The sequence below is a fragment of the Mycobacterium sp. E2699 genome (genome assembly GCF_001666745.1).
Lineage (GTDB): Bacteria > Actinomycetota > Actinomycetes > Mycobacteriales > Mycobacteriaceae > Mycobacterium.
Genome location: NZ_LZJH01000090.1, coordinates 48,172 through 60,417 on the forward strand (window position 1 = coordinate 48,172; position 12,246 = coordinate 60,417).

14 protein-coding genes are annotated in these 12,246 nt (G+C 70.1%); 9 read left to right on the forward strand and 5 right to left on the reverse strand.

Annotated features, from left to right (window positions below):
* Positions 1 to 100: 100 nt before the first annotated feature.
* Positions 101 to 589, forward strand: a complete 489-nt coding sequence (locus A5696_RS15995) for a MarR family transcriptional regulator (RefSeq protein ID WP_067880759.1) — start codon at positions 101 to 103, stop codon at positions 587 to 589.
* Positions 590 to 598: 9 nt separating this feature from the next.
* On the opposite strand, the gene A5696_RS16000 is transcribed toward A5696_RS15995, so the two are convergent.
* Positions 599 to 1,426, reverse strand: coding sequence for a class I SAM-dependent methyltransferase (locus A5696_RS16000; RefSeq protein WP_067880762.1), 828 nt, complete (start codon positions 1,424 to 1,426; stop codon positions 599 to 601).
* Positions 1,427 to 1,649: 223 nt separating this feature from the next.
* On the opposite strand from A5696_RS16000, the gene fmt reads away from it, so the two are divergent.
* Genes fmt through ribD form a run of 4 tightly spaced genes read left to right on the forward strand, consistent with a single transcriptional unit; the run spans position 1,650 to position 5,710 of the window.
* Positions 1,650 to 2,582 carry a methionyl-tRNA formyltransferase gene (fmt, locus tag A5696_RS16005; protein WP_067881056.1) on the forward strand — a complete coding sequence of 311 codons (933 nt, stop codon included), beginning with the start codon at positions 1,650 to 1,652 and terminating at the stop codon, positions 2,580 to 2,582.
* A complete protein-coding gene (locus tag A5696_RS16010; RefSeq protein ID WP_067880765.1) occupies positions 2,579 to 3,946 on the forward strand; it encodes an RsmB/NOP family class I SAM-dependent RNA methyltransferase in 1,368 nt (455 codons plus the stop codon). Before fmt ends, A5696_RS16010 begins: the two co-directional genes overlap by 4 nt.
* A 37-nt stretch (positions 3,947 to 3,983) precedes the next feature.
* Positions 3,984 to 4,673: a ribulose-phosphate 3-epimerase gene (gene rpe, locus A5696_RS16015; RefSeq protein WP_067880768.1), complete on the forward strand. Its 690-nt coding sequence runs from the start codon at positions 3,984 to 3,986 to the stop codon at positions 4,671 to 4,673.
* Positions 4,670 to 5,710, forward strand: a complete 1,041-nt coding sequence (gene ribD, locus A5696_RS16020; RefSeq protein ID WP_067880770.1) for a bifunctional diaminohydroxyphosphoribosylaminopyrimidine deaminase/5-amino-6-(5-phosphoribosylamino)uracil reductase RibD — start codon at positions 4,670 to 4,672, stop codon at positions 5,708 to 5,710. Before rpe ends, ribD begins: the two co-directional genes overlap by 4 nt.
* Positions 5,711 to 5,735: 25 nt before the next feature.
* Here the strand turns inward: ribD and A5696_RS16025 are convergent, their stop codons facing one another.
* On the reverse strand, positions 5,736 to 7,421 hold the full coding sequence (locus A5696_RS16025) for an MFS transporter (protein WP_067880773.1): 1,686 nt from the start codon (positions 7,419 to 7,421) through the stop codon (positions 5,736 to 5,738).
* Positions 7,418 to 8,131: an LppX_LprAFG lipoprotein gene (locus tag A5696_RS16030; RefSeq protein WP_067880777.1), complete on the reverse strand. Its 714-nt coding sequence runs from the start codon at positions 8,129 to 8,131 to the stop codon at positions 7,418 to 7,420. The genes A5696_RS16025 and A5696_RS16030 overlap by 4 nt, the downstream gene beginning before the upstream one ends.
* 84 nt (positions 8,132 to 8,215) lie before the next feature.
* Here A5696_RS16030 and A5696_RS16035 point away from each other — a divergent pair, with 84 nt between their 5' ends.
* Positions 8,216 to 8,821, forward strand: a complete 606-nt coding sequence (locus tag A5696_RS16035) for a riboflavin synthase (protein WP_067880780.1) — start codon at positions 8,216 to 8,218, stop codon at positions 8,819 to 8,821.
* A gap of 24 nt (positions 8,822 to 8,845) precedes the next feature.
* Here A5696_RS16035 and A5696_RS16040 read toward each other — a convergent pair whose 3' ends face one another.
* Positions 8,846 to 9,139, reverse strand: a complete 294-nt coding sequence (locus A5696_RS16040; protein WP_156738422.1) for a hypothetical protein — start codon at positions 9,137 to 9,139, stop codon at positions 8,846 to 8,848.
* 315 nt (positions 9,140 to 9,454) lie between these two features.
* Between A5696_RS16040 and A5696_RS16045 the strand changes: the two genes are divergently transcribed.
* Genes A5696_RS16045 through A5696_RS16055 form a run of 3 tightly spaced genes read left to right on the forward strand, consistent with a single transcriptional unit; the run spans position 9,455 to position 11,663 of the window.
* The gene (locus A5696_RS16045; RefSeq protein ID WP_067880786.1) at positions 9,455 to 10,732 is read left to right on the forward strand and encodes a bifunctional 3,4-dihydroxy-2-butanone-4-phosphate synthase/GTP cyclohydrolase II; all 1,278 of its coding nucleotides are present in this window, start codon (positions 9,455 to 9,457) and stop codon (positions 10,730 to 10,732) included.
* Positions 10,729 to 11,208, forward strand: coding sequence for a 6,7-dimethyl-8-ribityllumazine synthase (gene ribH, locus A5696_RS16050; protein WP_067880789.1), 480 nt, complete (start codon positions 10,729 to 10,731; stop codon positions 11,206 to 11,208). Before A5696_RS16045 ends, ribH begins: the two co-directional genes overlap by 4 nt.
* A complete protein-coding gene (locus tag A5696_RS16055) occupies positions 11,205 to 11,663 on the forward strand; it encodes a PH domain-containing protein (RefSeq protein ID WP_067880792.1) in 459 nt (152 codons plus the stop codon). Before ribH ends, A5696_RS16055 begins: the two co-directional genes overlap by 4 nt.
* A gap of 120 nt (positions 11,664 to 11,783) precedes the next feature.
* Here A5696_RS16055 and A5696_RS16060 read toward each other — a convergent pair whose 3' ends face one another.
* The gene (locus A5696_RS16060; protein WP_369803357.1) at positions 11,784 to 11,993 is read right to left on the reverse strand and encodes an excalibur calcium-binding domain-containing protein; all 210 of its coding nucleotides are present in this window, start codon (positions 11,991 to 11,993) and stop codon (positions 11,784 to 11,786) included.
* Between the last annotated feature and the right edge of the window lie 253 nt (positions 11,994 to 12,246).

The window sequence follows — 12,246 nt, forward strand, 5'->3', positions numbered from 1 at the left end:
CTGCGGCGATAGTATGTCTAGGAAACTATCCCGGATCTCGATACTAGAAGGCTGTTACACTTTCTACTCTCCAGCTCTGATGGCCCGAAGGGAAGGCGCGATGGCGGCGGACAACGCGACCACGGCTGACGAGTCACTGGACGTGATCACCGATGCGTTGCTGACGGCCTCGCGTTTGCTGGTGGCGATCTCGGCCCGCTCGATCGGGCAGGTCGACGAATCCATCACCATTCCGCAGTTCCGGACCCTGGTGATCCTGTCCAACCGCGGCCCCGTCAACCTGGCCACGCTGGCCGGCCTGCTCGGCGTGCAACCCTCGGCCACCGGCCGGATGGTCGACCGGCTCGTCGCCGCCGGACTGATCGACCGCCTCCCGCACCCGACCTCCCGCCGCGAACTGCTGGCCGCGCCGACCAAGCGCGGACGCGAGATCGTCCGGCGGGTCACGGCGTACCGGCGCGCCGAGATCGCCGCGATCGTGGAGAAGATGCCGGCGCCGGAACGTCATGGGCTGGTGCGGGCCCTGACCGCGTTCACCGCCGCCGGCGGCGAGCCCGACGTCCACGTGGACGCGGACCTCGACGTGTAGCCGCCCGACTCACCGCTTTTCAGCGGTGACCAGCAGGTACTCCCAATGCATGGCGCCGTCGGCCAGGTACTGGTGTGCCAGCTCGACGAGTTGCGCGTCGAGCTCGGTGGACAGGATGCGGTTGTGGCCGATGTTCGCGTACGCCTCGATGGTGGGGCCGTAGTGATCCTTGAAGTAGCGGTGCACGGCCTCGGCGCTGTCGAACCGGTTCACCGGCAGGTTGCCCCGCACCGTCGTGACGCGGCCGACCCGGTCGCCCAGCAGCCCGGCGACGTAACCCTCGCGCCCCCACATCGCCGCCGGGGCCACCGCCGGTGACAGGCTCGGGCGGTACGGCCGCAGGGTGGCCAGCATCCGGCCGAAGAATCCCTCCGGGGTCCAACTGATCACGCCGATCGTTCCGCCCGGCCGGCAAACCCGGATCAGCTCGTCGGCCGCGCGCCGGTGGTCGGGCGCGAACTGCACGCCGATCGCCGAGACGACGGCGTCGAACTCACCGTCGCCGAACGGCAGCGCGTGCGCGTTGGCTTCCCGATAGTCCAGCACCAACCCCTGCGCCGCGGCCCGCGCCTGCGACCGCTGCAGCAACTCGGGGGTGAGGTCGGTGGAGACGACGTCGGCGCCGGTCCTGGCCGCGGGCAGTGAGATGTTGCCGGACCCTGCGGCGACATCGAGCACCCGCACGCCAGGGCCGATGCCGGTTGCGGCCACCAGTACCGGCCCCAGCGGGGCCATCACCTCCTCGGCCATCAGGGCGTAGTCGCCCAGCGCCCACATCGCGCGATGCGTCGCCGCGACGTCGTCGGGAACGGTGCTGTCGAGGGCGTCGAGAGTCATGAGACCTCCTGCGATAGGAACGGACTGGCTGCCCGACCTCGTCGTCGTGGGCGTCACGGGTTGAGGGACCCGCGACCATTTCCGTCAGAAACAATAGCTATTGGCAATAGTAAGCTGGCGCAACTGTATGAAAGCTGGGCGTGTCCTGCGGAGATCCGGTGCTTGCTCGCCCAGGTCCGTGCGTCGGTCCGATCACGAGCGGCCCGCTCCCTAGACTGTGCCGGTGCGTCTCGTCTTCGCCGGCACTCCCGAACCCGCGTTGCCCGCGCTGCGTCGCCTCATCGATTCGCCGCGGCACGATGTGGTCGCGGTGCTCACCCGCCCCGACGCCGCCTCGGGCCGGCGCGGCAGGCCGGAGCCGTCCCCGGTGGCGCGTGAGGCGCTCGACCGCGGCATCCCGGTGCTGCGGCCGGCGCGGCCCAACTCGCCGGAATTCGTGGCCGAGCTGGCGGACTTCGCGCCGGACTGCTGCCCGGTGGTGGCCTATGGCGCGCTGCTGCGCGACGAGCTGCTCGCCGTGCCCCCGCACGGCTGGATAAACCTGCACTTCTCGCTGCTGCCGGCCTGGCGCGGCGCCGCGCCGGTGCAGGCCGCGATCGCCGCGGGCGACGCGATCACCGGCGCGACCACCTTCCGGATCGAGCCGAGTCTGGACTCCGGACCGGTGTACGGGGTGGTCACCGAGGCGATCCGGCCCACCGATACCGCGGGGGATCTGCTTGAGCGGCTGGCGATTTCGGGGGGTGAGCTGCTGTCCGCCACGCTGGACGGCATCGCCGACGGCACCCTGACGCCACGGCCGCAGCCGGCCGACGGGATCAGCATCGCGCCCAAGATCTCCGTGGAGGAGGCCAGAGTGCGCTGGGACCTGCCGGCGCCCGTGGTGGAGCGCCGCATCCGGGCCGTCACCCCCAACCCGGGCGCCTGGACGCTGATCGGTGACCTGCGCGTCAAGCTCGGGCCCGTGCGGATCGAGCCAGGGTCGCCAGAACCTTTGGGGCCCGGCGTGATTCACGTCGACCGCAACGGCGTGTGGGTCGGCACCGGCTCGGAACCGGTGCGGCTGGGGCAGATCCAGCCGCCCGGCAAGAAGCTCATGAACGCCGCCGACTGGGCCCGCGGCGCGCGGCTCGACGCCGCCGCGCGGGCCTCATGAGCGGCAAACCTCAGCGGCGGCGCAAGCCGCTGGACCCGGCGCGCGCGGCCGCGTTCGAGGTGTTGCGCGCCGTCAGCGAGCGCGACGCGTACGCGAACCTGGCCCTGCCCGCGCTGCTGCGTCAGCGCGGAATCGGCGGCCGCGACGCCGCTTTCGCCACCGAGCTGACCTACGGCACCTGCCGCACCCGCGGGCTGCTCGACGCGATCATCGGCGCGGCCGCGGGGCGCCCGCCGGCGGCCATCGACCCGGTGCTGCTCGACCTGCTCCGCCTCGGTGCCTACCAGTTGCTGCGCACCCGGGTGGGCACCCACGCCGCGGTGTCCACCACGGTGGAACAGGCCGGAATCGAATTCGACTCGGCCCGAGCCGGTTTCGTCAACGGTGTGCTGCGGACGATCGCGGGCCGAGACGAGAAGTCCTGGGTCGACGAGCTGGCGCCCGACGCCGCGCGGGATCCCATCGGGCACGCCGCGTTCGTGCACGCGCACCCGCGCTGGATCGCTCAGGCCTTCGCCGACGCGCTCGGCGCGGCCGCGGGGGAACTCGATGCGGTTCTGGCCGGCGACGACGAACGGCCCCAGGTGCACCTGGCGGCGCGCCCGGGTGTGCTGACCGCCGCCGAACTGGCCGACGCGGTCGGTGGCACCGTCGGCCGTTATTCGCCGTACGCGGTGTACCTGCCGGGCGGGGATCCCGGGCGGTTGGCGCCCGTGCGCGACGGCTCGGCGCTGGTCCAGGACGAGGGCAGCCAGCTGGTGGCCCGGGCGCTGACGCTGGCCCCGGTCGACGGCGACACCGGCCGGTGGTTGGACCTGTGCGCCGGCCCCGGCGGCAAGACCGCTTTGCTGGCGGCGCTGGGTCTGGACTCCGGGGCTCGCGTCACGGCGGTGGAGCCCGCCCCGCGCCGCGCCGACCTGGTCGCGGAGAACACCCGCGGCCTGCCCGTCGAGGTGCTGCGCGTCGACGGTCGGGAGACCGGCCTGGAGCCCGGCTTCGACCGGGTGCTCGTCGACGCGCCCTGCACCGGGCTGGGGGCGTTACGGCGCCGGCCGGAGGCCCGCTGGCGGCGCCAGCCGGCCGACGTGCCGCCGCTGACCAAGTTGCAGCGCGAGCTGCTGGCGGCCGCGATCGCGCTGACCCGTCCCGGCGGCGTGGTGCTCTATGCGACCTGTTCGCCCCACCTCGCGGAAACCGTCGGGGTGGTCGGCGACGCGCTGCGCCGGCAGCCGGTGGAGGCGCTGGACACCCGGCGGCTTTTCGAGCCCGTCACCGAGGGATTGGGGCCGGGGCCCTACTCGCAGCTGTGGCCGCACCGGCACGGCACCGATGCGATGTTTGCGGCCGCGCTGCGCCGCGCCTGAGGTGAGTCCGGCCGCCGGGCTCAGTAGTGTGGCGCACATGCCCGGCCACACCGGTAGACCGCTGATCGCGCCGTCGATCCTCTCCGCCGATTTCGCCCGACTCGCCGACGAAGCGGCCGCCGTGAACGGCGCCGACTGGTTGCACGTCGATGTGATGGACAACCACTTCGTCCCGAACCTGACCATCGGGTTGCCGGTGGTGGAGGCGCTGCTGGCCAGCACCGCCATCCCGATGGACTGTCATCTGATGATCGAGGATCCGGATCGGTGGGCGCCGCCGTACGCCGAAGCGGGCGCCTACAACGTCACCTTCCACGCCGAGGCGACCGGCAATCCCGTCGGGGTGGCCCGCGACATCCGCGCCGCCGGCGCCAAGGCCGGGATCAGCGTGAAACCGGGGACCCCGCTGGAGCCCTACCTGGAAATCCTCCCGCACTTCGACACCCTGCTCATCATGTCGGTCGAGCCCGGCTTCGGCGGCCAGAGCTTCATCCCCGACGTGCTCGGGAAGGTCCGCACCGCCCGCAAGATGATCGACGCCGGGGAGCTGACGATCCTGGTGGAAATCGACGGCGGCATCAACGCGGACACCATCGAGCAGTCCGCCGAAGCCGGCGTCGACTGCTTCGTCGCCGGGTCGGCGGTGTACGGGGCGGAGAACCCGGAGGCCGCGGTCGAGGCGTTGCGGCGGCAGGCCGCCGCCGCGTCCGCGCACCTGCGCGCATGAACCAGCCCACGAACCAGCCCCAGTCGGTCGACAGCCTCGAGGCGGCGATGCGCCTGGCGATCGAACACTCCTACCAGGTCAAGGGCACCACGTACCCGAACCCCCCGGTCGGGGCCGTCATCGTGGACCCGCAGGGTCGCGTCGTCGGCGTCGGTGCCACCGAGCCGGCCGGGGGCGATCACGCCGAGGTGTTGGCCCTGCGGCGGGCCGGCGGCCTCGCGGCCGGCGGCATCGCGTTCGTCACCCTCGAGCCGTGCAATCACTTCGGCAAGACGCCGCCGTGCGTCAACGCGCTGATCGAAGCCAGGGTGGGCACGGTCATCTACGCGGTCCCCGACCCGAACGCGATCGCGGGCGGGGGCGCGGGCCGGCTGCAGGCGGCCGGCATCCAGGTGCGGTCCGGGGTGCTGGCCGACCAGGTGGCCGCCGGGCCGCTGCGGGAGTGGCTGCACAAGGTGCGGACGGGCCTGCCGCATGTGACGTGGAAGTACGCCAGCAGCATCGACGGCCGCAGCGCCGCCGCCGACGGCAGCAGCCAGTGGATCTCCAGCGAGGCCTCCCGGTTGGACCTGCATCGCCGCCGCGCCCTCGCCGACGCGATCGTGGTCGGCACCGGCACCGTGCTGGCCGACGATCCGGCGTTGACCGCCCGGCGCGCCGACGGCTCGCTGGCGGACCGCCAGCCGCTGCGGGTGGTGGTGGGGATGCGCGAAATACCCTCGGAGGCAAAGGTTCTCAACGACGACTCACGCACCATGGTGATCCGCACCCACGATCCGATGGAGGTGATCCGGGCGCTGTCGGACCGCACCGACGTGCTGCTCGAGGGCGGCCCCACCCTGGCCGGCGCCTTCCTGCGGGCCGGTGCGGTCAACCGCATCCTGGCCTACGTCGCGCCGATACTGCTGGGCGGGCCCATCACGGCCGTCGGCGACGTCGGGGTGCCCACCATGACGCGCGCGCTGCGCTGGCAGTTCGACGGGATCGACCGGGCCGGCCCGGACGTGGTGCTCAGCCTGGTGCCGCACGGCGGTTAGCGCCGGTGACGGCGACTCGCGAAGCTCAGGGCGCGGGGACGACCGCGGGTTCTTGTTCGGGCACTTCCGGTTCCTCGGCGTGCTCGGTCCGGCCGCTGATGAGCAGGCCCAGCAGCGCTCCCACCACGCAGACCCCCGCGGTGATGGTGAAGATCTCGCCGTACATGGCCGCGAACGAGGGGAGGACGTTCTGCGCCTGGGCGATGGCCCGGTCCGGCTTGCTCATGCCGCTGGGCAGGGCTGTGTTCTTCTCGTTGAGGATCTGGTAGAAGCGGTAGAGCCCCCAGGCGCTGAGCGCGGCCACACCGATCAGCATGCCGGTCATCCGGGACACCACCACCGCCGCCGAGGCGATGCCATGCTCGGCCGCGGGCACGACGCGCAGCGCGGCCGACGTCAGCGGCCCGATCACCAACCCGAGCCCCAAACCGGCGATCAACAGATCATTGTTGACCGCGACGCCGCCGAGCTTCAGGCCGTTGTCCACCGCGGGCACCGAGAACAAGCCGAAGAAACTGTGCTGGTAGTGCATCAGGTCCACCGGCCAGTGCGCGATCAGCAGGTAGCCGCCGGCGGCGATCAGCAGCCCGACCAGGGCAACAGCGCGGTCGCCGACCCGGGTGGCGATGAAGCCCCCGAGCAGCGCGCCCACCGGCAGCGCGATCAGGAACGACGTCAGCATCGCGGCCGCCTTGGTCTGGTCCAGGCCCAGCACGCCCTGACCGAACAGTTCGACGTCGACCAGCGTCACCATCAGCGCGGCGCCGGCGGCGAACGACGCGCCCATCGCGGCCAAAAACGGCCGGAACTGCACTCCCGCCGGGTTGATCAGCCGGGTCCGGGCGAAGCGTTCCCAGAGCAGGAAGATGACCGCGAAGACGGCCGCGGCGATCACCAGGGGCAGCCCGTAACTGGGCAGCGCCTCCTGACCGTTCGGGTTCGGGTTGTACAGGCCGATCACCGCGAGACCGAGGGTGATGGCCAGCAGCAGGCCGCCGACCACGTCGATCTTCTCCGGCGCCTCGCTGCGGTCGTGCGGCGGCAGGCTGATCTGGATCAGCGCCATCGCGACCAGGGTCAGCGGGACGTTGATCCAGAACACGTCGCGCCAATCGCGGAACAGCCAGACGATGAAGATGCCGTACAGCGGGCCCAGCACGCTGCCGAGTTCCTGCGCGGCGCCGATGCCGCCGAGCACGGCGGCGCGGTTGCGCTGCGCCCACAGATCGGCGCCCAGGGCCAGGGTCACCGGCAGCAGCGCGCCGCTGGCGATGCCCTGGATGGTGCGGCCGGCGACCAGCACGTGCAGCGTCTGCACGTGGAAGTTCTGTATCGGGTAGCCGAGAATCACCAGGTCCCGGAGCGGGTGGCCGAAAATCTCCACATTCATGCCGGCCACGTCGAAATTGCCGATCGCCACCGACAGCGCGGTGACCACCGAGCCGACCATGAACGTCGCCAGGCTGACCTGAAGCAGCCGCTTGCGGCCGAACCGGTCGGACGCCTTGCCCAGCAGCGGCATGGCCGCGATGTAGCCCAGCAGGTACATCGTGACGATCGGGGTGATCCGCTGCAGCTGGTTAATCGGAATGCCGACGTCGTGCATGATGTCGCGCATGATGGTGACCACGACGTAGGCGTCGAGGGCACCCAGCAGCACCGCCAGGCTGCCGGCTCCGATCGCGACCCGACGTCCCGCCAGCCTGCTCATGAGGCCGCGGGCTTGTTGATCTGCACCGGCTGGTTCCAGTTCGACAACGCCATCTGGACGCTGTTGCCCGGGCTTTGTTGGAGCTGCACCTGGGCCAGCTGGTGATCACCGTTTTCCACGATCCACACCGTGGCCGGCACCGGTTTGGTCGCCTTGAAGGGAGACGCGATCTTGTTCACGGCGTCCGCCGAGACGTTTCCGCTGATGCGGACGGTGGTCTGGCCGCTGATCTGGTCGCGCCCCTCGGCCTTGGCGTCGGTGAAGTTCGCGAGCACGTTGGGCAGGCCGGTGTCCGGGCTGAGGATCGCCGAGGGGTCGTAGACCTGGGAGGCCGGACCCACGTCGGTCATCGTCTTGTCGCCCGGGTTGAGGGCGTTGGTGTACAGGTCACCGCCCACGACGACGAAGTCGGCGCTGATGTCCTGGCCGCCGAGAGTGATCTGGGCGTTGCCCTGCGCCGCGGTGCTCGGCGACGTGGTGAGGTCACCGGACAGACTCCGCACGGCCAACCCCGGGATCTTCCCGTTCACCGTCAGCACCAGGTGCGCGCTCTTTAGGTTCTTGGTGGCGTCGGTGGACTGCTTGACCAGCGTGGCACCGTCGGGCAACGGGCCGCCGCTTTTCGACGAGCTGAAGGAGCAGCCCGCAACCAGGGCGGCGGCGAGGCCTAAGAAGGCAAGGACGGCCGACAGACGGTGGGGGGTTTGCATACCCTGCATCGTAGAGGGTGCTGGTGACCGGCTTTCGGAACGCGGGGCCCGCTTCGGCGCTGATCGGCCCGTTAACCTGGTGCAATGTTCACCGGAATTGTCGAGGAGCTCGGGGAGATCACCGGCAGGGACGTCCTGGCGGACGCCGCGCGGCTGACCATTCGCGGGCCCGTGGTGACCGCCGACGCCGGCCACGGCGATTCGATCGCCGTCAACGGCGTGTGCCTGACGGTCGCCGAGCTGAAGCCGGACGGCCAGTTCACCGCCGACGTGATGGGCGAGACCCTCAACCGGTCCAACCTCGGCGAGCTGAAGGTCGGCAGCCGGGTGAACCTGGAGCGCGCCGCGGCCATCAACAGCCGGCTGGGCGGGCACATCGTGCAAGGCCACGTCGACGGCACCGGCCGGGTGGTGGACCGCACACCGTCCGAGCACTGGGAGGTGGTGCGGATCGAGGTTCCCGCGTCGGTGGCCCGCTACGTCGTCGAAAAGGGGTCGATCACGGTGGACGGGATCTCCCTGACGGTGTCCGTCCTGGGATCCGAGCCGCAGGAGTGGTTCGAGGTGTCGCTGATCCCGACGACGAGGGAACTGACCACCCTCGGCCGGGCCCCGGTCGGCACGCGGGTGAACCTCGAGGTCGACGTCATCGCCAAGTACGTCGAGCGGTTGCTGCAGGCAGGCCGCTGACGGCGGCCTGCCTGCAGATCGCTATTACAACGAGCGCCAGACGGGGCCGTCCCAGTAACCCCAGTCGTTCGCACCGGGGTTCCACACGACCTGGGCCCAGGGTGCCCACGGCGGAGGCGGCGGCATCGGCCGCGCCCACGGCGGGGGCGCACCGTAACCGGCCGGGCCGCCGTAGTTGTCGTCCCAGTCACGGCAGTTGTTCCAGTTCTGGTAGGGGCCCCACCCAGGGTCCCACTGGTCGCCCGGGCACCAGTGGTGGTGATACATCGGTGCCGGGGGAGGAGCCGCCTGGGCGACGCCCGAGGCCAGCCCCAGCATGGATGCGGATATTGCACCGGCAGCCGCCGTGCCCACGCACAGGCGACGCCACAATGGTGTCTGCGTTTTGGTATTCATGCCTCTCAGACTTCCCTTAAAGAAGAAGCCGAAAACGCCTCGCACCGCCGAGCCCCGCATCTCACACGTTCTACCCAGCCGCGGCACACGTGCGGCTTACGTCGCGCGCCGCTCACCCACCGATCGCGACCACCCTTCGCCAGGGAAAACCGTGGCAATAACCGCGCCGCCGCGGTGGTTCATACTGAATGCAACACTTGGGCTTCCCGGTGGGCCCCTACGAGAGCAGGCAGCAACGTGACGAGGTTGGACTCCGTCGAGAGGGCGGTTGCCGACATCGCGGCCGGCAAGGCCGTCATCGTCATCGACGACGAGGACCGCGAGAACGAGGGCGACCTGATCTTCGCCGCCGAGAAGGCGACGCCGGAGCTGGTGGCGTTCATGGTCCGCTACACCTCGGGGTACCTGTGCGTGCCCCTGGACGGCGCGATCTGCGACCGGCTGGGGCTGCTGCCGATGTACGCGGTGAACCAGGACAAGCACGGAACCGCCTACACTGTCACAGTCGATGCGAAAAACGGTGTAGGAACGGGGATTTCGGCCTCCGACCGGGCCACGACGATGCGCCTGCTCGCCGATCCGGCCAGCATCGCCGAGGATTTCACCCGGCCCGGTCACGTGGTTCCGTTGCGCGCCAAGGACGGTGGGGTGCTGCGCCGGCCGGGCCACACCGAGGCCGCCGTGGACCTCGCCCGGATGGCGGGGCTGCAACCCGCGGGCGCGATCTGCGAGATCGTCAGCCAGAAGGATGAGGGCTCGATGGCCCAGACCGACGAGTTGCGGGTCTTCGCCGACGAGCACGACCTCGCGCTGATCACCATCGCCGACCTGATCGAGTGGCGGCGCAAACACGAGAAGCACATCGAGCGGATCGCCGAGGCGCGGATCCCGACCCGGCACGGCGAGTTTCGCGCGATCGGCTACGCCAGCATCTACGAGGACGTCGAGCACGTCGCGCTGGTGCGCGGCGAGATCGCCGGGCCGAACGCCGACGGCGACGACGTGCTGGTCCGCGTGCACTCCGAGTGCCTGACCGGGGACGTGTTCGGCTCCCGTCGCTGCGACTGCGGGCCGCAACTCGACGCCGCGATGGCCATGGTCGCCCGCGAGGGGCGCGGCGTGGTGCTGTACATGCGCGGCCACGAGGGCCGCGGCATCGGCCTGATGCACAAACTGCAGGCCTACCAGCTGCAGGACGCCGGCGACGACACCGTCGACGCCAACCTGAAGCTCGGATTACCGGCCGACGCAAGGGATTACGGTATCGGCGCGCAGATACTCGTCGACCTCGGGGTGCGCTCGATGCGGCTGCTGACCAACAACCCGGCCAAGCGGGTCGGGCTGGACGGATACGGGCTGCACATCATCGAGCGGGTGCCGCTTCCGGTGCGCGCCAACGCGGAGAACATCCGCTACCTGATGACCAAGCGGGACAGGATGGGGCACGACCTGGTGGGATTGGACGACTTTCACGAATCGGTGCATCTGCCGGGCGAATTCGGCGGTGCTCTGTGAGCGGTGGCGGGGAGCCCGAGCTACCCGCGCTCAACGCGTCCGGCCTGCGGGTCGCCATCGTGGCCAGTACCTGGCACGCCCAGATCTGCGATGCGCTGCTGGCCGGCGCGCGCAAGGTGACCGCCGAGTCGGGCGTCGAGGACCCGACGGTGGTCCGCGTGCTCGGTGCGATCGAGATCCCGGTGGTGGCGCAGCAGCTGGCCACCAATCACGACGCCGTCATCGCCCTGGGCGTCGTAATCCGCGGTGAGACACCGCATTTCGAGTACGTCTGCGATGCGGTGACGCAGGGGCTGACCAGGGTCGCACTGGACGCGTCGACGCCCGTCGCCAACGGGGTGCTGACCACCAACACCGAGGAGCAGGCGCTGGCCCGCGCCGGGCTTCCGGCGTCGGCCGAGGACAAGGGGGCCCAGGCCGCCGGTGCCGCGCTGACCGCCGCGCTGACCCTGCGTGACCTGCGCGCCCGGTCGTGAGCGCGCCGGACGGCTGGGATGTGGAGCTGCGCCCACACCGGACTCCGGTGTTCGTCTATGCCGCGGCGTTTCTGATCGCGGCGGCGCACATCGTGGTGGGCCTGCTGCTCAAGATCAAGTCCAGCGGCGTCATCTTCCACACCTCCGACCAGGTGGCCATCGCCGTGCTCGGCCTGGTGATCGCCGGGGGTGTGCTGCTGTTCGCGCGGCCGCGGCTGCGGGTGGGTCCGGCCGGCCTGGCGGTGCGAAACCTGTTCGGCTACAGGGTGATTCCCTGGGCCGACGTGGTGGGTGTGTCGTTTCCCGCGGGGAGGCGGTGGGCGCGCGTCGACCTGCCCGACGACGAGTACGTTCCCCTGATGGCGATCCAGGCCGCCGACCGGGAACTCGCCGTCGACGCCATGGACACCGTGCGGTCGCTGCTGGCGCGCTACCGGCCGGACCTGCGGGCCTAGCGTTTCAGGCGTCGGGGGGGCAGCCGTGTGGGTGTCCAATACTTTCGTGCTGGGTATTGGTTGGTGTCGCAACACAGTGCGGCGTGAATGTTTTGCTTCGAGTGGTTGTAGAAGCCGGACTCAGCCTTCGCAGGCGATGCCGTCGTTGTCCCGGTCTAGCTTCTGCTGGTAGGCGGGGTCGCCCCTCGGAATGTTGTACCGGCCATCCTTGTGGGCCTCGGTGCAATTCTTGTAAGGCGGCTCGGCCGGGGCTGTAGGTGCGACGGATACGCCGATGCCGACGATTGCGGCTACCGCACCCATACTGGCCATGAGCTGGCGAAATGTCATTGGGCTCCATGCTCTCTTCCGTTAATGATCGATGAGGAGCTTAGGAAGGGGTTTGATTGTCGGTGGGGCGGAGTCTGCGATCTCATATGACACTCATAGAAGTTCGTGGCCGACCAAACTCGGTGCGGCCGGCGGGCCATGTCGGCGTGAACGAACGTGACTACGCAGAAGCTTGGAAGGGAATTCCGGTTTCCTCTGAAAACCAGGAGATGGCCACGAGGCCGAAGCCTATCCCGAAATATGCTGCACAGCA

Excerpts from the sequence above, each read along its gene's own strand:
- A5696_RS16000 (WP_067880762.1), bottom strand. The coding sequence starts at position 1,426 with ATGACTCTCGACGCCCTCGACAGCACCGTTCCCGACGACGTCGCGGCG.
- rpe (WP_067880768.1), top strand. The coding sequence starts at position 3,984 with ATGCCCGGCCACACCGGTAGACCGCTGATCGCGCCGTCGATCCTCTCC.
- A5696_RS16040 (WP_156738422.1), bottom strand. The coding sequence starts at position 9,139 with ATGCTGGGGCTGGCCTCGGGCGTCGCCCAGGCGGCTCCTCCCCCGGCA.
- A5696_RS16030 (WP_067880777.1), bottom strand. The coding sequence starts at position 8,131 with ATGCAAACCCCCCACCGTCTGTCGGCCGTCCTTGCCTTCTTAGGCCTC.
- A5696_RS16010 (WP_067880765.1), top strand. The coding sequence starts at position 2,579 with ATGAGCGGCAAACCTCAGCGGCGGCGCAAGCCGCTGGACCCGGCGCGC.
- A5696_RS15995 (WP_067880759.1), top strand. The coding sequence starts at position 101 with ATGGCGGCGGACAACGCGACCACGGCTGACGAGTCACTGGACGTGATC.
- A5696_RS16035 (WP_067880780.1), top strand. The coding sequence starts at position 8,216 with ATGTTCACCGGAATTGTCGAGGAGCTCGGGGAGATCACCGGCAGGGAC.
- A5696_RS16060 (WP_369803357.1), bottom strand. The coding sequence starts at position 11,993 with ATGACATTTCGCCAGCTCATGGCCAGTATGGGTGCGGTAGCCGCAATC.
- ribD (WP_067880770.1), top strand. The coding sequence starts at position 4,670 with ATGAACCAGCCCACGAACCAGCCCCAGTCGGTCGACAGCCTCGAGGCG.
- A5696_RS16025 (WP_067880773.1), bottom strand. The coding sequence starts at position 7,421 with ATGAGCAGGCTGGCGGGACGTCGGGTCGCGATCGGAGCCGGCAGCCTG.